This window comes from Acidobacteriota bacterium, from assembly GCA_009861545.1.
GTDB lineage: Bacteria > Acidobacteriota > Vicinamibacteria > Vicinamibacterales > UBA8438 > WTFV01.
In genome coordinates, this window is the sequence record VXME01000121.1 from 1 (window position 1) to 20,512 (window position 20,512).

Annotated in this window: 14 protein-coding genes and 3 pseudogenes; 12 read left to right on the plus strand and 5 right to left on the minus strand. The window is 70.3% G+C overall.

Going from position 1 to position 20,512, the window contains the following annotated elements; all coding sequences use genetic code 11:
* Positions 1-99 (minus strand): annotated as a pseudogene (locus tag F4X11_19445) (RDD family protein).
* 76 nt (positions 100-175) lie between these two features.
* Here F4X11_19445 and F4X11_19450 point away from each other — a divergent pair.
* Positions 176-874 carry a TrbI/VirB10 family protein gene (locus tag F4X11_19450; GenBank protein MYN67179.1) on the plus strand — a complete coding sequence of 233 codons (699 nt, stop codon included), beginning with the start codon at positions 176-178 and terminating at the stop codon, positions 872-874.
* Positions 875-1,773: 899 nt separating this feature from the next.
* Here F4X11_19450 and F4X11_19455 read toward each other — a convergent pair.
* Positions 1,774-1,881: pseudogene (locus tag F4X11_19455) on the minus strand (PE family protein).
* A gap of 456 nt (positions 1,882-2,337) precedes the next feature.
* Here F4X11_19455 and F4X11_19460 point away from each other — a divergent pair.
* The 9 genes and pseudogenes from F4X11_19460 (at position 2,338) to F4X11_19500 (ending at position 15,983) form a co-directional block, all read left to right on the plus strand.
* Positions 2,338-3,504, plus strand: a complete 1,167-nt coding sequence (locus tag F4X11_19460; protein MYN67180.1) for a hypothetical protein — start codon at positions 2,338-2,340, stop codon at positions 3,502-3,504.
* An 88-nt stretch (positions 3,505-3,592) separates the two neighbouring features.
* Positions 3,593-4,840, plus strand: a complete 1,248-nt coding sequence (locus F4X11_19465) for a type IV secretion system protein (GenBank protein MYN67181.1) — start codon at positions 3,593-3,595, stop codon at positions 4,838-4,840.
* A gap of 335 nt (positions 4,841-5,175) precedes the next feature.
* Positions 5,176-5,559 (plus strand): annotated as a pseudogene (locus F4X11_19470) (hypothetical protein).
* Between the two features lie 906 nt (positions 5,560-6,465).
* Positions 6,466-8,157, plus strand: coding sequence for a sigma-70 family RNA polymerase sigma factor (locus tag F4X11_19475; GenBank protein MYN67182.1), 1,692 nt, complete (start codon positions 6,466-6,468; stop codon positions 8,155-8,157).
* Between the two features lie 83 nt (positions 8,158-8,240).
* A complete protein-coding gene (locus F4X11_19480; GenBank protein ID MYN67183.1) occupies positions 8,241-9,020 on the plus strand; it encodes a hypothetical protein in 780 nt (259 codons plus the stop codon).
* Between the two features lie 15 nt (positions 9,021-9,035).
* Entirely contained in the window at positions 9,036-10,094 is a 1,059-nt protein-coding gene (locus F4X11_19485; protein MYN67184.1) for a hypothetical protein, read from the plus strand.
* On the plus strand, positions 10,091-12,244 hold the full coding sequence (locus F4X11_19490) for a type IV secretory system conjugative DNA transfer family protein (protein ID MYN67185.1): 2,154 nt from the start codon (positions 10,091-10,093) through the stop codon (positions 12,242-12,244). Before F4X11_19485 ends, F4X11_19490 begins: the two co-directional genes overlap by 4 nt.
* A 69-nt stretch (positions 12,245-12,313) precedes the next feature.
* Positions 12,314-13,651 carry a hypothetical protein gene (locus F4X11_19495; GenBank protein ID MYN67186.1) on the plus strand — a complete coding sequence of 446 codons (1,338 nt, stop codon included), beginning with the start codon at positions 12,314-12,316 and terminating at the stop codon, positions 13,649-13,651.
* A 1,060-nt stretch (positions 13,652-14,711) separates the two neighbouring features.
* Positions 14,712-15,983: a hypothetical protein gene (locus F4X11_19500; protein ID MYN67187.1), complete on the plus strand. Its 1,272-nt coding sequence runs from the start codon at positions 14,712-14,714 to the stop codon at positions 15,981-15,983.
* Positions 15,984-16,491: 508 nt separating this feature from the next.
* Here F4X11_19500 and F4X11_19505 read toward each other — a convergent pair.
* Entirely contained in the window at positions 16,492-17,208 is a 717-nt protein-coding gene (locus tag F4X11_19505; protein MYN67188.1) for a hypothetical protein, read from the minus strand.
* Between the two features lie 45 nt (positions 17,209-17,253).
* Positions 17,254-17,436, minus strand: a complete 183-nt coding sequence (locus F4X11_19510; GenBank protein MYN67189.1) for a hypothetical protein — start codon at positions 17,434-17,436, stop codon at positions 17,254-17,256.
* 281 nt (positions 17,437-17,717) lie between these two features.
* On the opposite strand from F4X11_19510, the gene F4X11_19515 reads away from it, so the two are divergent.
* Positions 17,718-18,173: a hypothetical protein gene (locus F4X11_19515; GenBank protein ID MYN67190.1), complete on the plus strand. Its 456-nt coding sequence runs from the start codon at positions 17,718-17,720 to the stop codon at positions 18,171-18,173.
* A 278-nt stretch (positions 18,174-18,451) separates the two neighbouring features.
* On the opposite strand, the gene F4X11_19520 is transcribed toward F4X11_19515, so the two are convergent.
* On the minus strand, positions 18,452-18,892 hold the full coding sequence (locus F4X11_19520) for a hypothetical protein (protein ID MYN67191.1): 441 nt from the start codon (positions 18,890-18,892) through the stop codon (positions 18,452-18,454).
* Between the two features lie 344 nt (positions 18,893-19,236).
* On the opposite strand from F4X11_19520, the gene F4X11_19525 reads away from it, so the two are divergent.
* Positions 19,237-20,259, plus strand: coding sequence for an IS110 family transposase (locus F4X11_19525; GenBank protein MYN67192.1), 1,023 nt, complete (start codon positions 19,237-19,239; stop codon positions 20,257-20,259).
* The last annotated feature ends 253 nt before the right edge of the window (positions 20,260-20,512 follow it).

Below are 20,512 nucleotides of genomic sequence, written 5' to 3' on the forward strand. Positions count from 1 at the left end.
CCGCCCCCCCGCCCCCCCCGCGGCCCCCCCCCCCCCCCCCCCCGCCGGCGGGGGGGGGCTCGGCCCCCCGGCGCCGGGGCCGGGGCCGCGCGGCGGCCCGGTCTCGCAGGCGCCGCCGCGCTACGCCCCGCCGCGGCCGGCCCCGCCGGCTTCGGCCGGCGCGGGAGACGGCTCGGTGCCGGATCTCGCGCGGGGAGACGGCGCACCCGCAGCGCGGTATGCGGATGCGGGCGCCGGCGCCGCGCCTGCGGCCGGGCGGTTCAGGCTCGGTCCTTCGGCCGACGGCGGGGACGCGGTCGGCGTCGTCGTCACGCCCGACGACGGCGCGCACAGCCGCCTCTACGAGGGCACGCTGCTGCCGGCCGCGCTGCAGACCCAGATCCAGGGCGCGTACTCCGGTCCGATCTCGGCGCAGATCACCCGCCACGTCTATTCGCGGGACCGCCAGCGCGTGCTCGTGCCGCGGGGAACGGTCGCTCTGGGCCGGTCCGGGTCGGTCACCGGACCGTTCCAGGACCGCCTGGCGGTTTCGTTCCACCGTCTCATCTTCCCCGACGGACGGTGGGTGCGGCTCGACTTCACCGGATTGAACTCGGTCGGCGAGACCTCGCTCCGCGATCAGGTCAACCGGCACTACGTCAGCACGTTCGGCACCGCCGGGGCCATAGGGCTGCTGGCCGGGCTGTCCACCGCCGGGCAGGGGTCGCAATTGATGGGAACGATGTCCCAGCAGATGGCGAACCTGTCGCTGCAACTGCTCTCCCACTACATGAACCGGCGTCCCGAGGTAACGATCCGCGCCGGCCACCGCGTCAACATCCGGCTCACCTCCGACGTAATCGTCCCCGACTACGCGGCGTGGGAGCCCCGCTGAGCGGGACGCTCGGCCGGCCGCGCGTCGCTATCCTTCCGCCTGCCGCACGGCGCGGCAGGAAGGGGGATGTCTCGTGACCAGCTCGGATCGGGTTTCGGTGCGCGCGCGTGCGGCGCGCCTCGTCCTTGCGGCCGGGGTCAGGCCGCCGCGCCGGCCGGGGTTGCAGCGCCCGGCGCGCCGCCTGCTTGCCGCGGCGCTCGTCGTCTGCGCCGCCGCCGCCTCGGTGCGTCCGCTGCACGCGCAGTTCTTCGACCCGGCAGCCGTTGCGGTGGCACAGCAGATGGGGGCGCTGGTGGCCGAGACGATCGCGCTCAAGCGTCTCGTCGAGAACCAGCGCGACCAGGCGCGGGCGCACGTGCTCGGCAAGCTGGCGCCGCTGACCGGACGCCTGACGACGGTCTTCGACTCCATCGACCGCTCGATGGCGTTCGTCTACTCGCCGTACCTGAATCCGCCGGCGAGTCCGGATCCGATTCCGACGCGTCCGGTCAATCAGGTCGTCCGCCCCTGCGCGGCCGGGGCGTCGTGGAACGTGGACGATCCGGACCAGGCGTTCTGCCTGGAGCCCGTGCTCGCCGAGACGGCGATCGAGCGCGTGCACGCCCGGCTCGACGCGGCGTACGGCGCCGCCGCCGAGGCGCTCTACGGCACCACCCGCATCAGCGTGGACCCGGCCACGCGTGTCGTCACCGTCCAGCAGACCAACGCCGCGCAGCTGCCGGCGCACGTCGTCGAGCTGCGCGCGGCCCATGACGACAGCGTCCGCGCCCGCGGCCGGCTGCTTCGCGAATCGGACGAGGCGAACGTCGAGGAGACCGCCGGGCGGCGCGCCGCGGTGGCCGGCGCCTACAAGATCCTCGAGGAATGGCGCGGCTGCGAGAACGTCACGCCCGGCTCGCCGGCCGGCGGCGCCCTGCCGCCCTGCATGACGACGCCGGACGGCGCCTCTCCCGCCGGCCTCGGCGAGACCTTCGACGTGCCCGACGGCGCCGGCGGCACCGTCGCGGTGACGGGTACCGAGGGGATGCTGCAGCACGTCCGCGAGCAGTTGCGCTTCGTGACCGAACGGATGCCCGACGCCGATGCGTCCCACACGCAGATGCAGACGATGCTGACCCAGATCGCGGTCATGCAGGGCCGGCTCCGCGCGGCGCAGCTCGAGTTGACCGCCGCCGCCGTCGAGTCCGCCGAACAGTCGCGCGTGCGCGCCGAGGCGGCCCAGCGCCGCTACCAGGAGCGCGCCGTGCACGCAATCGACTGCCTGCACGGCGAGGGCGTCTTCGGCGGCATCGCGGCCAGCCCGTTCAACGTTTACCTCCCGGACGAGACGGGCTCGGGCGGCAACGGCCGCTGCATCCCCGTCGCTGACGACACCGACCAGGTGCTGCAGGCGATGATGAACAGCGACCGGGTCTTCGCCACCTTTACCCCGTAGCGTGGTTCCGATGGGAAGGGTGTGCGCGATGCGTATCCGGCCGCTCGTCGTTCTCCTGGTCGCCGGGGTGGGCCTGCTTGCCCTTCCGGGGCGCGCCGATGCCCAGTGGCAGGCGGTCCTCGACAAGCTCGTCCTGACCATCAACAACGTCGTCGACACGTGGGAGAAGCATGCGCGGATAATCGAGGACAGGACGAACCTGGCCGGTGGCCTGATCGCCAACTTCTCCGTGCTCAACTCCGGGTTCGCCTCCTTCGGCGGGGGCCGGCGTCCCTACCGGATGGCGGACCTCTTCTATCACCACGCCCCCGACCCGGCGTGCTACCGCCGCACGGCCGCCCAGGTGGGCGCGTGCAACGTGGTGCGTGCCTTCGTTCCCGCGCCGGTGCGCGAAGTGCGCTGGCGCATACCGTTCTACCAGGGGCAGGTCCAGCGCCTGCGGCACCTCGGGTACGAGGACGCCGTGCGTATTGGCTGGAACGGGCTGGTCACGGCCCTGGACAGCCCGTCGAGCCAGGTGCTGCGGGACGTCTACGACCGCTGGCGCAACGGCGAGCACCTGTACCGCCGGCTGCGCGAGAACTACCATCGCTCGCGCTGGACCGCCCGGCGGGTGCTCGCGACCGTCGAGGCGGGCCGCACCGCCGCGCATCAGTTCGTCTCCGTCGATCCGCCGGCGGCCGCGTCGGCGGCCACCGGCCGGTTCCTGGTGCCCGGCGGACTCGCCGCCGTCGGCAACGCCTCGCCGTGTTTGCCGGGCGCCGGGGACCCGCCGCCGACGGTTCTGCTCCAGGCCCTGCGGGCCGACTGCAACCCGAACCCCGACGCGAATCTCGTCTACGGCGGCCCGGGCGACGACGGCCATCATCTCTCCGAGACCGAGGCGCTGACGATTCGCGTGGCCGCCGCGATCGCGGACACCCTGCAGCTCGCCGCGCAACTCGAGATGGCGGCGCTGGCCCAGGAGGAGGCGTTGCGCCATGCGGATCTGGCCGTCGACCTCGGCCGCCGCGCCAAGAGCGCCCGGATGGAGCGCGTCGAGCGCGGCTCGACCGCTCCGGGGCCCTGCGGCGCCCTCACCCACGCGTACTACAACGAGTGCCAGGCCGGTAGCCTTACCGCCACGGACGGGACCACACTTGCCAACGTCGACCCGGACGCCCTGTTCCGCGCGCAGCTCGCTCTCGGCGGGTAGGGCCATCGTTCGCCTCGGCCGGCGTGCGGGGTCCCGTCCGTCCCCGGTCGCCCGCGCCGCCGCGGCCCTCGCGTGCGGCTTCCTGCTCGTGCCGGCCGCCGCCCACGCGCAGGGGACCGGCACCTCGGTCGCGCCGCTGCCCGATCTGGCACCCGTGCCGCCCGGTTCCCTGAACACGCCCGCGGCGTTCTCCGACTGCCTGCGGCGCGACGACCCGACCGACGTCAACGATCCGAGGCATCCGGCCCGCGGTCCCGGCTTCGCCTCCATCAGCTCGCCCAGGCGCTTCCTCCAGAACGCGCAGATGTGCGCGGCGGCCTTCGGGGCGGCCTACATCGCGCCGACCTATGCGCTGCCCATCCTGGCGAGCCTGCTCGTGATTCTCGTCGTCTGGACCGGTGTCCAGATCATGTTCTCCGGCCGCTGGGACGTCACCGAGGTGATCAGCACCGTGCTGCTGGCCGGCTTTCCCGTGATGATCCTGTCCACCTATGGCGGCACCGGGACCGGCGGCGCCGCGATCTGGGGCGACGAGTCGCTGCCGCGGCTGGTCGGCTCGCTCGGCGAGGACTTCTCCGACAACATGGTCCGCACCGCCTGGGCCCGCGCTCAGGGGGTCGTCCAGTCCGGTTTCCGGCTGCTCAGCGCGAGCGCCTCGGCCGAGGACCACGAGGAAGCGACCGAGTCGGAGGACACCGACGACCCGGGCTTCGTCGAGGGTTGGCTGCAGAGGTTCGTCTACCTCGTCTTCTTCGTCCTGCTCGTGGCGATCGGGCTGCTGCCCATGCTGGTCGCCTACTTCTCGTACCTGTGGGGTTATCTGAGCCTCATCGTGGCCACGCTGGTCGGCCCGGTCTTCGTGCCCTGGATTCTGCTGCCGCAGACCAACTTCATCTTCTGGGGCTGGCTGCGCGCCCTCGTCTCGTCGACCGTCCAGCTGATGGTCGGCGGCGCGGTATTCGCGCTGGTCGTCTCGTTGATGATTGCGCCGTTCGAGCGCTACGTGAACCGCCTCGACCAGATGCAGCGTACGACCGGCGACCAGTCCCTGCCGGGGATGCTGCTCGACGGCGGCTCGATGATCTTCGAGCTGCTGCCGCTGGCGGTGGTCTCCTGGCTCGCCGCCGGCAAGGTCTCCGAGCTGACCGCCATGATCCTCAGCGGCGGCTCGATGCCGTCGTCCGGCCTGTCGGGACGTGCCGAGGCGCTGCAGTCCAACGTGCGCAAGGCGGGCACCGCCGGCCTCGGCGCCGCCCACGGCGCCGCCCGAGGCTACGGCTACGCGCGGGACCGGGGACGCGCCGTGATGAGCGTCCTGACGAGGGGCGGGAAGTGATCGGGGCCCGGCGCCGGCGGCTCGCCCTGGCCGGGCTCCTGCTCGCCGCCGCGCCGGCACCGGTGGCGGCGCAGGACTTCGGCGATTGCCTCGCCGAGCCCGGCCGCTTCCTGGCCGAGACCGAGCAGGCCGTCGCCGACCGGCCTGCCGGGTGGTTCGGCGATCCCCGCCGGGCGCTCACCGACGCCTACCAGTGCGCGCTCGTCCACGCCGAGAACGAGGTGGTCCCCGAGGTGCGCGGGTGGTTCCTCGGTCTGACCATCGTGCTGGTCGTCTGGACCGGCATCCAGATCCAGTTCGGCTGGTTCGACATCGGCCGGCTCGTCTCGGTGGTCATGCTGCTCGGCTTGGCCTGGTTCGTATTCGAGAACTACTACTCGCCCACCCCTGTGCTCGGCGGCAACAACCGGGGCTTCGCCCACTTCATCGTCCAGGGGGGCCAGGTCATCGGCGACGACCTGATCGCGTCGGCCGACGACGTGTTCCTGGAGGCGGTTCGCGCCGCGCGCCGCGATCTGAATACCGAGACCCGCACGGCCGATAGCATCTTCAGTTCCCGCGCGGCCGGGGTCGCCTTCGCGGCGACCGTGCTCGCAGGGGCCGGCGTCGGCGCCGGCGCGGGCGGCAAGGTGGGCGCCGGGGCCGGCACCTTCGTCGGCGGGCCCGTCGGCACGCTGGTCGGCGCGGTGGGCGGCGCCGTGGCCGGCGGCGTCACCGGCGCCGCGCTGGCCGCATGGAGCGCGTGGCAGGTGTCCGAGGACTGGTTCGCCTACCAGATGCGCATCTTCATGGTCACCTCCATCAAGTGGCTCGGCCTGCTGGCGATGTGGCTCATCTACTGGATGATCATGGCTCAGTACCTCTGGGGCATGGCGTCGCTCTCGCTGCTGTCGCTGATCGGCCCGATCTTCATCCCCTTCATTCTGCTGCCGCAGAGCGACTGGCTGTTCTGGGGCTGGCTGAAGGCGCTCATCCAGGCGACCTTCCACATGATCACGTCCGCCGCGCTCTACGCCGTCGTCGCCGTCGTGCTGGTCACGCCGCTGGAGCGCTTGCGCCACCTGCCGCTCCCGGCCGATCCGGGCGGCGCGGCCGGCGTGGCCGAGTTCTCGCTGTCGCTGCTGCTGGGCGGCTTCCCCACCCTGGTCATGAGCTTTCTCGCCGCGCTGCAGGTCGGCTCCCTGTCGGGCGCGCTGCTGTCGGGCGGCGCCCTGCCCGGGGCCGGGCTCGCCGGGCGTGTCGGCCAGGCCCTGGCCGGCGCCCGGGCGGCGACCTCGCGCTTCATCCCGCAGCCCGCTCAAATGAGCGGCGAGGCGGGGCTGGCCATCGAGGCCGCCAAGAGGCGCGCCGGCGCCACGGGCGCCGCGGCGGGAGGCGCCGGGAGCGGCGCCGGATGGACCGGCAGCACGGTTGCGCAGCGCACCGCGCGCGAGTTGGCTTCCACCCGCGCCCTGCGGCAGATGTACCGCCAGGCGGGCCAGGCTTCGAGCGCCGAGCGGGAGCTCGCCGTCTATCGCCAGTGGGGCGAGCGCATCGGCCGTTTCCAGCGGCTCGAGCACAAGGCCATCACCGAGGGCAGGGATCCGTTCTCGGTCGGTCAGCGCAAGCTCTAGGGTTTCGTCGTCATGGGCCGACGCCGGGATGTGTCGGCGGATTTGGACGTTCGCTTCTTGTCGGGGGAGGCATCATCCGTGGCTGACTCTGGGACAACAGGCGTTCTGACGGAACTGACGGCCGCCGCCGAGCGCGACGGCTACCTCACCCTGGACGACGTGGCACAGGCGCTGGGGACCGATGTCCGCGACGAGGCGGTCGTCCACATGGTGTCGGAGCTGGTGGTGGCGGGCGTCGAGGTGGCGGGCGACGACCTGTCGGCCGACGTCGGCCGGATCGCCCCGGCCGCCGCCCGCGGTCTCGATCCGACGCGCGCCTACTACCGCGAGATTGGCCGGCGGAGCTTGCTCGACAAGGAGGGCGAGGTGCGGCTCGCCCGGCGCATCAGCCGCGCCGACGCCCAGGTCGTGCGCGCGCTCAGCCGCAGCATCGTCGCCGCGTCCTGGATCCGCGATCTCGTTCGGACGGTCTTCACTTCCGAGCGCTCGGTGTGGCGGGTGGTGGATCCGCCGGGGCTGGAGCCCACGGCGGACGATGCCGCCGAGGCCCGCGAGCGCCTGCGCGTCGGCATCGTGGTGCTCGAGGCCCAACTTCGCGGGTTCGACAGGCTGTCCGCCCGCCTCGCGCGCCGGCGCGCCGGCCGCCGTTCGGTGTCCGGTCCGGAGCTGCGCCTGCTCCATCGGGCCCGCGTGCGCGTCTCGCGGGCGGTGCGTGCCCTGCGACCCGCGCGGGCCGTCTGGTCGCGCGCCGGCGATCAGGTGGAGCTGGCGTGGCACCGGTGGATGACCTCCCGGGCCGTGCACTTGCGGTTCGACGGCCCAGGGCGTTCCCTCGGGCGCGTGCTCGTCGAGCGGCGCGATCCGCGGCTGGCGCCCAAGGGCATTCCCGACCCGCCGGAAGTCCTGCTGGTGCTGCGCCGGCGTCATCAGGCCGCCGCCCGGGCGGGCCGGGTCGCGCGCGCCGCGCTGATGGAGGCGAATCTCCGGCTCGTCGTCAAGCTCGCCCATCGCTGGCACCGGCCCGCTTCCGGGCTCATGCTCTCGGACCTCGTGCAGGAAGGGAACATCGGCCTGATGCGGGCCGTCGAGAAGTTCGACGCCACCAAGGGCTTCAAGTTCTCCACCTACGCCACCTGGTGGATCCGGCAGGCGATCACGCGCGCGCTCATGGAGCAGTCGCGCACGGTGCGGGTTCCCGGCCATCTGCAGGAAGCCGCCCAGAGGGTCCGCAACGCCGAGCTCGAGCTCGGCCGGCAACTCGACCGCCCGCCCTCGGCGGCGGAGGTCTCGACCTACGCGTCGCTCTCCGAGGACATGGTCGAGCGCATCGTCCATGTGCCGCAGGGGGAGCAATCGCTCGACGAGCCGCTGCGCAACAACAGCTTCGAGGACTCCGATACGGTCGGCACCCGGATCGAGGACCCGGCATCGCCGGATCCGCAGGCGTCGACCGAGGCGCTGGAGCTGCGCGCGGCGGTGGACACGGTGCTCGAAGCGGCGCTCACGTCCCGCGAGCGGCGCGTCGTGCTGCGGCGCTTCGGCCTCGACCGCCGGCAAGTCTCCAAGCCCCTGGAGAAGGAGCTCGGTGTCAGCCGCGACGACCTTCGGCGGTTGGAGTCGAGCGCGATGGAGAAGCTCCGCCACCCGGCGGTTTTGCGCCGTCTGGCTCCCTACAGGGAGCTACTGCCTGTCCCCCGGGCATGACTGCCCCGCTGCTCGTCCGGACTTGCTCTTCTTGAACGGGCCGCCCGTGTCCGTACCAGCATCCCGGCGCTTCCGATCCCCTTGTGGGATCCGACTGTACCGGCCGGTCGGAGGCCGTCGGTAGACTTCCGGCGCATCGCCCTCGGTGCGGGGGCTTGGTCGGGTTCGGTCGCCAAGGGGATGGTGGGGTCGTGCCGCCTACGACACATGCCGAGGAGTTTTCCGACATTTTGTCGGAGTCGATTCACGCCGGGCGCTGGTTCCGCGCGATGACGGTGTTCCTCGCGCTGGTGACCCTGATACTGGTCGTCGCGGTCGTCCTCCTGCTGTCCGAGCCGGCCCCGGCGCCGCTCGTCGTGCGCGTCGACGAGGTGGGGCGCGCCGAGGTGGTCGACTACAACGTCGACCGCGCGACGGCGGATCAGGGCGATCCGGTGGTTCCCTACTTCCTCACGACGTTCGTCACGAACCACTATGCGCGGCGGCACGGGCTCGGCGCCGAGCGCTGGCAGCTCAGCCACCACTTCCTGACCCCGCAACTGTCCCAGGAGGCGCTGGCCCGCGATCGGGCCGAGCTGACCGAATTCGTCGCGTCGGCGGGCCAGCTCCCCGAGCAGCACGTCGAGAACATCTCGGTGCGGATCATTCCGCAGCCGGAGCCGCCCTTCCGCGCGGAGGTCTTCTTCGATCGGGTAGAGCGCTTCTACGAGACCGAGATCGGCCGGGTCGGCGTCATTCTGTCGCTGCAGTTCGTCTTCGCCGACAGCGTGCCTCCCGAGTCGGTCCTGATCAACCCGCTGGGAATCGTCATCACGTACCTGGAGTCCGAGGAGGCGGTGGTCGGAGCTGCGCCGTCTCCCTGATCAACGGCGGCCGCAATGTCCGTTCCCTTCGCCTCTCCCTATCTCGACCCGGACCGCAGGCCGCCGACGGTGGAGCCGGCACGCGTGCAGGCGCTTTGCGACGAGGGCGTCGAGCCCCTGCAGGCCCGCTTCGCGGCGCTCGTGATGCATCTGGGCGGGCTGTTCATGCGCGATCACGTCGACGAGTGGCTCTCGCGCCACTGGAAGACGTTTCCGGACAAGGGCGACGAGCGCAAACGCGAATCGTTCCGGATGCACTTCCTGCAGCCTCTGTACCAGCCTGTCGGTCGGCGCAAGGCGCTTGCCGTCACGCGCTGCCTGCCGGGGAAGGTGGTGGAGCCCCGGTACGGGCACTTCTGCTCGCGCCACTTCTACGGGGTCCTCGGGCTGCCGCACTGCCGCTACGCGCGCAACGACGACGAGCGGTCCGACAGGCGCGTGCAGCGGCTGCTCGCGTTCGACTACATGGTCGAGCACCCGGAGTACACCTGGTACTGCCTCTCGCAGGCGCGCGAGGCGCTCTTTCGCTCGCTGCGGCTGCCCGAGTCGGTCCTGCCGGCGCGCGACTACCGCGGCCGCCACAATGCGGCCCCCACGGTTCGCGTGCCGTTCGTGCACCACGTTCCGGTGGGGGTGGGCGACTGGAACGTGGTGTTCGTCGTTCCGTTTCCGCATGCCGGCGGCGGCTCGCTGCCGCAGGTCTGCAGGACCCATCGCCGCCTGTGGCAGGCGCTTCGCGCCCGGGGGTTTCGGGTCACGGTCGTCGTCGCGGTCAAGGACAACACGCCGCTGCCGAACCTGATTCAGGGGCAGGGCCCGACGCGGGCCGACGAGGAAGCGCTCGTCTACGGCGTCTGGCGCTACGTGTTGCAGCTTGCCGTCGAGTTCCGGGACGCGGAAATCCTCGCCGCGCAAGGCGGGACCGACGGCGTACGCCGTTCCTACGAGAACGCGCTCCGCCGCGTCGATCGGCTCGTCAAGGCCGTTCCGGCCGCGCCGATGGAGATCCGGCACCACGTGAGCCGGTGCGTGGCGAACGCGCCCTACTCCGAACTGCGGGGGGCGGGCTCGTGAGCCGCAGCCTGCCGTCGCAACTCTCGGCGGCGGTCATCGTCGGGATGGCCTCGTGGCTGATCGAGCCGTTGCCGGCACCGGACCCGGACGCGCATCCGATTCTGGTGATCGTCAGGGCGCAGTCGCCGGTCCTCTACGGGAGCTTCCGGTTCCTGTCGGTGGTCGGTCCGGCTTTCGTCTTCTTCATCGCCCTGCGGGTGGCGCAGGCGGTCATAAGCGTCTGGATGCAGCGGCTCGTCGACATGCGGACGCGCGGGAAGCTGCCGCCCTGGCCGTTGGACCCGCACGACGAGGGTCCCGCCGTGGTCATCGGCGAGGTGCATCACAAGACCCGCTACGGCGAGGCCTCTCATCCGAAGTGGTGCGTCATCCCGGAGAAGGGGCTCTACACGGGCCTGGCGATCTTCGGCGCGGTGGGGACAGGCAAGACCACCTCGTGCATGCGGCCTTTCACCCGCCAGCTTCTCCACTGGCAGAAGGACAGTCCGGAAAAGCGCTGCGCGATGCTGCTGCTGGAGGTCAAGGGCGACTTCTGCTACCAGGTCCAGGAGATGCTCGAGGAGTGCGGCCGGATGGACGACTACATGGAGATCACGCTGGCCGAGAACGGCTGGCAGTGGAACCCGATGCACGCTCCCTGGATCGACAGCTACTCGCTCGCCTACACGGTGGCCTCGGTGATGACCCAGTTGTGGGGCAAGGGAAAGGAACCCTTCTGGCAGCAGTCCTACGTGAACCTGATGCGGTGGATCATCGAGATCCACCGCTCGTTCCCCGACCCGTGGTTCACGTTCGCGGACATCTATCACGCGATGCTCGACCAGGAGGCCCTGGGAGAGCTCGTCAGCCGCAACCACCGGCAGACGTACGACAAGTACGCCTTCACGGTCGAGATCGAGGAGCACCTGTTCGTCAAGCACGAGCAACGCATCAAGCGGATTCGAGTCACGCGCGCCGATGTCGAAGAGGCCGCCCGGCTGCCGCCGAAGCCGGACGGGACCCTTCCCTACACCCCGTCCGCCGGTCTGCTTGCGGACGGGGCCGACGAGGGGTCCCTCGACTTGCCCGACTGGGAGCTGGCGCGCGGGCGCTACGTCGCCAAGCTCAACGACGTCGAGTTCAACGCGCTCGGGTGGGAGCTGTCCAAGGAGCCGGAGACCGTCGCGTTCAGCCAACAGAAGGTCAGCGCTCCGAGCGGCGCCGAGCTGCTCCTGACGAAGGAGATCGGCATCTGGTACCACACCGAGTGGCTGCGCCTGGACCAGAAGCTGCGCTCGTCGATCATCGCGGGCCTGTCCGTGTTTCTCGGAATCTTCGTGGTGCCCGAGACGGCCGGCATCTTCTGTCCGCGGAAGCCGTCGGAGATGACGCCGGCCGAACGCGAGCGCCTGCTGCCGCCTCTCGACGAGCTGATCGAGTCCGGGAGGGTGCTGGCGCTGAACATGCCGAGCGGGGCCAATCCCGCGCTGGCCCGCACCGCCGGCGTGATGCTCAAGCAGGCGTGGCTCAGCACGCTGCTGCTGCGCCCGAAGCGGATGCGGGAGGACGAGGCCCGCGTCAGGGAGAAGGGCGGCGACCCGTTCTACTGGCGGCCGGCGGTCTTCGTCTGCGACGAGTACCAGGCCTTCGTGACCAGCGGCGAGGACGACCCGGGCGGGGACGAGAAGGCGTTCGCACTGACGCGCCAATCGCGCTGCATCCCGATCGTCGCCACGCAGTCGATTACGTCGCTGAAGGCCGTCCTCGGCGAGGGCGAGGCATGGCGGGCGCTGCTGCAGACGCTGCGCTCGCGGATCTTCTTCTCGCTCGGCGACGACTTCTCCCAGAAGACCGCCTCCGACCTGCTCGGCCAGGTCAACCGGATGCGCGCGTCGTTCTCCCTGAGCGAGAACACCGGGAGAGCCTTCGCCTCATTGCTCACCGGCAAGGTCGGCGGCGGCACGGCGTCGGCCGGGATCTCGAAGTCCTACTCCGAGAAGCGCGAGCCGCTGTTCCACCCGCGCGATCTGAGCCTGCTCGACACCTGTCAGGCCGTGTGCCAGATCTTCGACGGGCGGAGGGTGCGCGACGCGCACCGGGTCTACCTGAAGCCCGACTTCCTGCCGCGCGATCTGCCCTACTTCCGGGCGCGAGAGCGGGGCGATCTCTGAGCCGGCCAGCCCGGCCGGCCCGCGGCCGCTAGCCTTCCGTCGTTCGGGCGCCTTCGCCGGGTCGGTCTCGTGCTCACACTGGTTCACTCGCAGATCGCGGTCGCGAATCTGACGTCGTACTTCCCGCCGTTGGCCCCGCTCCTCGAGGACGACGCGGTCACCGAGATCATGGTGGTCAGCGGCAAGCACGGCGTGCTGGTCTTCTACGAGCGGCTGGGCCAACTCCACGAGACCGACTACGGCAAGCAGTCCCTGCGCGACGTCGAGGGGTTGATCATGGCGATCACCCGCCCGCTGGGGAAGAACGCCAACAAGATGCCGCTGGTCGACGCGCGTCTGGCGGACGGCTCGCGCGTGGCGCTGTGCGTCCAGCCGGCGACGCCCTATCCGTGCGTCACCATCCGGCGGTTCTCGAAGACCGAGTTCACGGCGCAGGACCTGGTGCGCATGGGTTCGCTGCCGCAGCCCGTGCTGGACGTGGTGGCCGAGGCGCTGCGCGGGCGTGGCAACGTGCTCGTCGCCGGCGGGACCGGGAGCGGCAAGACGACGCTGCTCAATGCGCTCATCCAGCTCTTTCCCGACGAGGACCGCATCCTCGTCGTCGAGGACACGATCGAGCTGCGCGTCTCGCAGCGCAACTGCGTCCGCCTCGAGGCCCGCGACCTGGGCAGCTACCAGCTCACCGCTCGCGACATGGTCAAGCACGCGTTGAGGCACAGGCCGGATCACATCGTCATCGGGGAGATCCGCGGCGAGGAGGCGCAGGACGTCCTGCAGGCGCTCAACACCGGGCACGGCGGGAGCCTGACGACCATCCACGCCAACAACGCCGTCGACGCGCTCGTCCGGCTGGCGTCGTGCGCCGCGCAGGCCGGCGACGCCTTGCCCTGGGACATCGTGTGCAAGTCGGTGGGCATGGCCTTCTCCTACGTCGTGCACCAGGAGCGGCTGCCGGGGGGCGGGCGCGGGGTCACCGAGCTGATTCGGGTCGGGGACTACGACCGCAAGACCGGGGGCTGGGAAACCGAGTCGGTGTGGCGGCGGCCGGAGGCCGGACGCCGCGTCCGGACCCCGCTTCCGCCCCGGGCGGCGCACCTGGATCCGGTGCGCGGCCCGGTGGCCGTGCCGGTCGGGGGCGAGCCTACCGGCGTCGACATCCATGATCCGGCGACGGTGCCGCCGCCCGCGCGGCACGGCGAGCCGTCGCCGATCGTGATGAACCGCTGGCCCCGGAGGAAGGTCCACCGGCTCTCCCAGGTGCCGGAGAACACGGGTGTGGTGCCCGCGGAACCGCCGGTGCGGGTGGTTCTGCCGGGGGACGGCCTCGCCGTTTCCGGCTCGGCCGGCGACAAGGGCGCCGGGGGCGGCCGGGCCAGTGGGCCGGCAGGCGAGCAGGCCGATGCCTGACGATGGTTCCCGGCGTCCGCGTCGAGTGGACGACGTGTTCGTCCTGCCGGACGGCCGGCCGGTGGATCCGGGCGCGTACGGGATCGGAGAGACAGATCTGCCTCCCGACCTCGATGCTGGCGATGTGCCGGCCGGCGGGCGGCTGCGACTACCGGCGTTCGGCATCGAGGACGATCCCGAGGCTGCGGAGACCGAGGCTGCGGCGCGTCCGCTTCGCGTGGATCTGACATCTCAGGCGCGCGGTCGGTCTCGCGCGCGGCCGGCGCGGGCCGTGCGCCCGTCACGTGCCGACGGCGGGCCGGCGGCCGCGGCCGGGGTCTCGGACGGCACCGCCCGGCACACGGTCGACTCGGCCGCGGACGGCGGCGTAGCCGGCCGGGTCCTGTTCGACGGAGCGCGCGCCGAGCCGGTTGCGGGCGGTTCGCTTGGCCGCCCAGGCTCGGGCGTTGCGCAGTGGCGCGGCACTGCCCCGCCGCAGTCGCCGCCCGGCCGCGAGCGGGTGGTGTTCGCGGGGTCCCGGTGCGCTGGGCGGGACCGGAGGGGATCCCGGTTCGTGTTCGCAGGCGCGCGGCGGCCGGGTGTATCCGCCCGAGCAGCGGGCTTTCGCCTGTTCGTCGGCCGCCGGTCCCGCACGGCCGTCGCTGGCGAGCTCGGTGCTTGCTTCCTGGGCGCGCGCCAGCTGGACGCACGCGGCTGCGGCGGTGCGCCGTCACTGTTCGTCGGCGCGCGCCGGCGTCGGGGATGGTCATTCGCCGGGGCGCGTATCCCGCTCCGCTCTCGGCTCGCGGGCGCTCGGCGCCGCTGCCCGGCGCGCTCGGGCGCCGCCTACGTCTTTTCCGGATGCAAGCGGCACCGGCATCCGGCCGCGGCGGCGGCTCTGTCCGTCGCGGTTTCCTTCGCGGGCGCCCGCCTGGATCGTGTCCGGAACGAGCCGCCGGTGGGCTTCCTCGGCGCACGGGCGGGCCCGGTCCAGGGTCTGGGCGGTGACCGGCTGCGGGCCTCGCCCGCAACGGCGTCCGATTTCCTTCCGGACGAAGAAGTCGTCCGCGACGAGGTTGACATGGGTGAACCGAAGCCGAGCCCTCTCAAATTGGATCCGGCGCGGCAGATACCGGGCGTCGCCGCGGGGGCGACGACGATTCTCTCGCCCGACCAGGTCCAGGCGGCGGACGAGCAGGAGGCGCACGGCTCGAGAGGCGGGACTCCGGAGCAGGCGTCCGGGAACCCGCCCGGCGGCGGAGGGGCTGGCCGGGCGGAATCTGATGTTGGTCCCGGGCCGGGCGGGTCCGGCGCTCCCCCGGCGCATCGGCCGCCCCGTTCGGCGGAGACGGCTGCGGGATGCGGGACGCCGTCCTCGCCGGAGCCTTCTCGCAGCGGGCAGGAGAGGCCGGACGGGCGGCAGTACCAGGAACGCCGGACCGCCTTCGCGCGGGCTGGGTTCGTCGCCACCGCATCCTCGGACGCGGGCGGCGCGAAGCCGCCTCGGCTCGGCGCCGAGGCCGCAGGCAGCCTGCAGCACGCGCTGGGATTCGTGCGGGAGGGCGATCCCGTCGATCCCGATCTCGAGGCCGAGCTCTACGAGGAACTCCGCTCGGTGGGAGTGAACCCAAGGCTCTACGTCGGCCAACTGGCCGAGATCACCGACGCCCAGCGCCGGGGCGGCGTCAACGCATACGAGTTGCAGTACATGTTCGCGGACGCCCTGCAGCAGCTCCAGGCGCTGGTCAAGCGCGCGGCGGCGAGCTCGGACCTGCGGCTGCGCGAAGCCGAGGATCTCGGCCCGCAGGTCTTCAAGGTGGTGCGGTTCCTGCGCACCTCGGCCGAGCATCTCAACGAGAAGCTGAGCGCTCTCGACACCACCGTCGATGCCAAGCGCGAGCAGTTGCTGCAGGCCTTCCACAACGACGTGCAGTCGCTGCTCGGCGACGTCAGTCGGATGGACGAGCTGCTGCGGGGCAGCGAGAAGCTGGTGCTCGAGCGCGTCGACGCCTTCGGTGCCGGGATGCAGGCCAGGATCGTCGAGTACCTCGCGAAGGTCGAGTCGGCGACCGAGGGCCTGCACAAGAAGCTGCACGCGTTCGTGGCGTTCCTCTCGGACAAGGAGACCGATGTCGCACAGCTGAAGTCGGACATCGAGCGGTTCAAGGCCGGCTTCGGCCGTCTCACGGATCAGGCCGACGCGCTCAAGAAGGTGGTCGACTCGGCGAGGTCGACGGTTCAATGGACGGCGGTTGGCGCTGCTCTGGCTGGCGGCCTGTTGGGCGCCGCTGTCGGAGCCTTCCTCGCGGTCACTCTCTGGCTGGTGCTGCAGGGCGTGGGAAGCCAGCCCTGAACGCGAACCGGTCCTGCATCGCTCTCGCGTTTCGCCTGGGCCGGTCGATTAACCGCTCTGCCGGCAGCAGCTTCGGGTCTGTGGGCCGGTATACCGTTCTTGTCGTCAGGGCGACTATCTCGGCCGAAACGTGCTCATCGAGATCGATAACGTTCAGCAGACCTTCCCTGGTCTGTCTCCACGGTCGGAGTACATGGTGCCGGGCGAGTTCGAGTGGATGTACTCGTGTTGGTTGATCCGCATGTCTCCCTGCGACGATAGCGTTTCCCTTCAGATCGTCACGACCCGGTGACGCCGCCCTTACCTTTGTCGCTGTATCACTGGGGCGAGCAGGCGGAAGCCCGCAACGGAACGCTCCGGCCCGAGGGGCACGCTGCACTCGCCCAGGGCTGACGGCTGGATGCCGATTCCGGGCGCCGACGCTCGCGGGGAGAAATGCTGTTTCAATTCTGGAACGGTTCGAACCGGATCAAGTCATCGCGGTACTGCACATATCGGTCTTACGTGGCTACGGCTTTTTTCCGACGTTGATGATTATGGCCTTTGGGGTCTTGTGTCGTAGCTGTTCTGTCCGGAGCGGTCGGCAGGGAATGCCCGCAGCCGTGAGTGCCTCGCTTAGGGTCCGTAGCGCAGCGCCCGCGGCGTCGTTATCAGGTCCGACGAACGCCGTCACGCCGGAGTCGTGGGACGTTCCGGCCGTGTTCCCGGCGGCTTCGACGACGATATCGCCGATCTGCGCCGGCACTCTCAGCCATCCGGCGGACTTCAGCAAGACGTCAAGAGATCGAAGCAGTGCCAACGCCTCCGGGTCACTAAACACAGAGAAGCCGAAATGTTGTCCGGCGAACTCCTGCAGCGCGGCGATGATCTTCTCTTGATCCTCCGGCGCCATGGTCCTCGGCTCGGTGAGCTTCGCAAGCTCAAGCCGTGCCTGTGAGGCGACGGCATTCGCCTCAGCGGCGCGGGCTTCGGCGGCGGCGACTTGGGACTCCAACTCGGCTCGCGCACGGCGCTCGGATTCCGCGATCCTCATGGCCTCGGCGGCTTCGGCTTGCGCCGCGGCAATCTGCTTGGTGGACTCGGTCCGGTACGTCTCCAACTCGCGGTCCTTGGCGGCGTTAACCCGCGCAGACAAGTGGTAGATCGCCAACGTCGCGACGGCGGCGATCGCCACGCACACTATGTAGGCTATGTTCGACCACTGTAGGAGCTTCTCGAGGGTCAAGTGACTTCCCTTCGACAGACTCTCCGCCCAGAATTCCGTCCTCGACTAGCCCATCTCGCGGGAATTCACGGGACCCGCGAAGGCATCGCCGGCCTCGTACCGCTTCACCGTACGCACCCCGGCTACCGGCTTCAGCGCCAGCAACTCGCGTAGGCCCCCGCTGGTCGGAGATGCCTGCCGATCAACCGTACCCGGCAGCCGTAGCGGCGTCAACGCCTGCGTGCGCATCGACGAGCTGAGCTACTTGAGCGTAGAAGCCGACACAACATGCTGCTGAACTCGTACGGCGTCATGGGCGTGTACGGGGTTGCCCATCCGTCCCGCCGTCGGTTACGTCAGCCCGTAGCCGGCGTCCGGGAAGAGCTCCTCCAGCTCGGCGTCGTTCAGGTAACGGTCCCGGTCGGAAGCCACGCAGCGTCGGCGACGATGGCGACCACAATCCGGTCGGAGAACTCCCGCCGCCGGTGGTCCTCCAGGCAGCGCCCCATCTCCCCCACGGTCGGATGCCGATGCCGGCAACACCCGCACTCCCGCCCGAGCGCCGGCTCGAGACCGAGCGGTCGGAGATCGAGGCGACCGCCACGCGCGAGTTGAAGGTGCCTGGCGAGAGCTTGAGAGCCCGTCGCCGGGAGCGCGCTACGTACCATCGAAGCCGATACGGCGGCGGCGAGCGGGCGGATGCGCGGGATGCTCCTGCACGCGTGGTCCGGCCGCTGGCGATCGGCCTGAGCCTCTCAGCGGCCGGAGCTGGCGGCGTGCACTTGCTGTGGACGGCCATCGAGTGGAGCGTCGAGACGTTGGCCGCGTTGAACGTGGACATCGAGCAGGCCCGCCAGACGCTGACCGAGATCGGGAGACGACCTGGGGCCGGGAGCTGCGGGAGCTCGACGGGGCGCGGTTCGTGGTGCTGCCGGCTGGCACGCCGGACCGTCCGTTCTGGACCGTGGGCGGGCGACCTGCGTTGAAGCTGTCGAGCGAGTGAAGGACGTCTGACCGCGTTAGAACGGCAGTTGACGAGAGCCTTGCGGGAGTTGTCCGCGCAGTACGAGCGGGAGCGGACGCAGCACGCCGCGCAGATCGCGACCTTGCAGCGGCAAGTCGAGCAGTTCGGCGGTGACGTGAGGCGCTTGATCGCGGACTACAGGGCGCTCGCGGAGACGTTGCGCGGGCGCTGGAACTGATGCGCCAGCCCGGCCGACACCGCGGGCCGGAGCGGGACCATGGTCCGAGCCGCTAAGCTACCTCATCCTTCCGGCGTCACCTCCCGAGACGCCGCCCGCCGCGAATCGCGCAGCTGTCGGTTGAGGTCTTCCGGAATCTCAACACGTACGAATTCCACAGAGTCGGGAACTCGGCCCTTCTCAACCTCTTTCTCCCATTGGGCATACATATCCTGCTCGGTCAGGAGAACCAGCTTCCGCTCGACTTCTGTGAGGAGCAGGAAGTAGATGTCGGAGCGGATCTTGTGCATCTTGCCGCTGCCCGACCTACCGGTGGCAGTCTTATAGCCACTCGTCGATATGACGGCGACGATCCTGTGATCGGCACTGACTGCGTCGAAATCGAAGACTCCGCCGGGGGTCAAGCGAACCCGCTCGCGGGAGCACGGTTGCCCGTACTGCGCTCGCATCCATTCTCGCCTTACCCAATCCTCCACCGTCAATTGCGCGCTTGTATCTGCCATCCGATGTCATCCCGAACAATCCAGCGCAACACCCCGCCGTTCAGAGATTCCCGGCCCATGATATCTCCGACGAGGTTTGAACCAGCCGCACCCGATTCAGTGGGTTGGCGCTGCGCGCGCTCATCGCTCGTGCACCGATCCGTCACCCGTAGCGTAGACGACCCGGCCGTGCGCGCGTAGGCGGCCTCGACCTTGTTCTGGACGACGTGAGCCAGCGCCGCCTCGATGACCTCGCGCGGGTGGTCCGTCTCCTCGGCTGATGGGGTGGACGCCTCCTCTCAACGGCATCGCAATGTGCCAAGGTGGAGCTGTCATGACGCACCACCTGCAGGAGGAGGCATCCAATGGGAGACGCTACCATCATCGGAATCGATCTGGCGAAACGCAGTTTTCAGCTTCACGGCGCCCGGGCGGACGGGTCGGTTGCCTTCCGCAGGAAGCTGAGCCGGGGCAAGGTGCTCGGCTTCGTAGCGTCGCAGCCGCGATGCGTCGTGGCGATGGAGGCCTGTGGGAGCTCGCACTACTGGGGCCGTGAGATTGGGAAGCTCGGTCATGAGGTGAAGCTGGTTCCGCCGCTCTACGTCAAGCCGTTCGTGAAACGGCAGAAGAACGACGCGACTGACGCGGAAGCGATCTGCGAGGCGGCGTCGCGGCCGACGATGCGCTTCGTGGCGGTGAAGACGCAGGCGCAGCAGTCTCGGGGCATGCTGTTCCGCACGCGCGATCTGCTGGTTCGACAGCGCACCCAGACGATCAACGCGCTGCGAGGACATTTTGCCGAGTTCGGTGTCGTCGCGCCGCGGGGGCCGGCTCATGTGGAGCGGCTGGCGGAAGCAATTGAAGATGCCGATTCGGGACTGCCAGGCCCGGTTCGGGAGTTGGGTGCGCTGTTGCTGGTTCAGGTTGCTGAGCTCGACGAGAAGATCGGGGAGCTGGAGAAGGAACTGCGTGCGCGCGCGCGAGAAGACGAACAGACGGTGCGCTTGATGAGCATCCCGGGAATCGGACCGCTGTGCGCGATGGCGATCCAGGCCTTCGCGCCGCCGATGGAGAGCTTCCGGCGTGGGCGGGACTTCGCGGCCTGGCTGGGTCTGGTTCCCCGGCAGAGCTCGACCGGCGGGAAGTCGAAGCTGGGGAAGATATCGAAGATGGGTCAGCGCGACCTCCGGCGGCTGTTGGTCTCCGGTGCGATGGCGACAGTCGCTTGGACGGTGCGGCGCGGCACGAAGGACCCCTGGTTGGCCCGGATGCTGGCGCGCAAGCCGCGCATGCTGGTCGCGGTGGCGTTGGCCAACCGCATGGCGCGCATCGCCTGGGCGCTGCTGACGAAGAACGAACACTACCGCTCGCCGGCCGTCACCGCCTGAGTAGACGAAGCCGGTGCGTCGCCGTTGGGGGGAATGCGCGCAGGTCGGAGGATGGTAAGGGCAAACGGTCAACGAGACGGGGTCGGGAGAACCAGAGACTGGGCGAGTGCCTTCGAGCACAGTCGGCCGATTTTGGACTCGACCCGCGTATCTCCATACGGGCCCGCGGCGCGTGAGATGCCGCAATCAATGAGGCCGGACACACGACAGCACCTGACCGCATGCAGTGAACCATCCGAAGAAACGAGCTCTC

Coding starts and splice junctions, on each gene's coding strand:
- F4X11_19520 (MYN67191.1), bottom strand. CDS start 18,892: ATGGCAGATACAAGCGCGCAATTGACGGTGGAGGATTGGGTAAGGCGA.
- F4X11_19500 (MYN67187.1), top strand. CDS start 14,712: ATGGGTGAACCGAAGCCGAGCCCTCTCAAATTGGATCCGGCGCGGCAG.
- F4X11_19460 (MYN67180.1), top strand. CDS start 2,338: ATGCGTATCCGGCCGCTCGTCGTTCTCCTGGTCGCCGGGGTGGGCCTG.
- F4X11_19510 (MYN67189.1), bottom strand. CDS start 17,436: ATGCGCACGCAGGCGTTGACGCCGCTACGGCTGCCGGGTACGGTTGAT.
- F4X11_19475 (MYN67182.1), top strand. CDS start 6,466: ATGGGCCGACGCCGGGATGTGTCGGCGGATTTGGACGTTCGCTTCTTG.
- F4X11_19485 (MYN67184.1), top strand. CDS start 9,036: ATGTCCGTTCCCTTCGCCTCTCCCTATCTCGACCCGGACCGCAGGCCG.
- F4X11_19515 (MYN67190.1), top strand. CDS start 17,718: ATGCCGGCAACACCCGCACTCCCGCCCGAGCGCCGGCTCGAGACCGAG.
- F4X11_19525 (MYN67192.1), top strand. CDS start 19,237: ATGGGAGACGCTACCATCATCGGAATCGATCTGGCGAAACGCAGTTTT.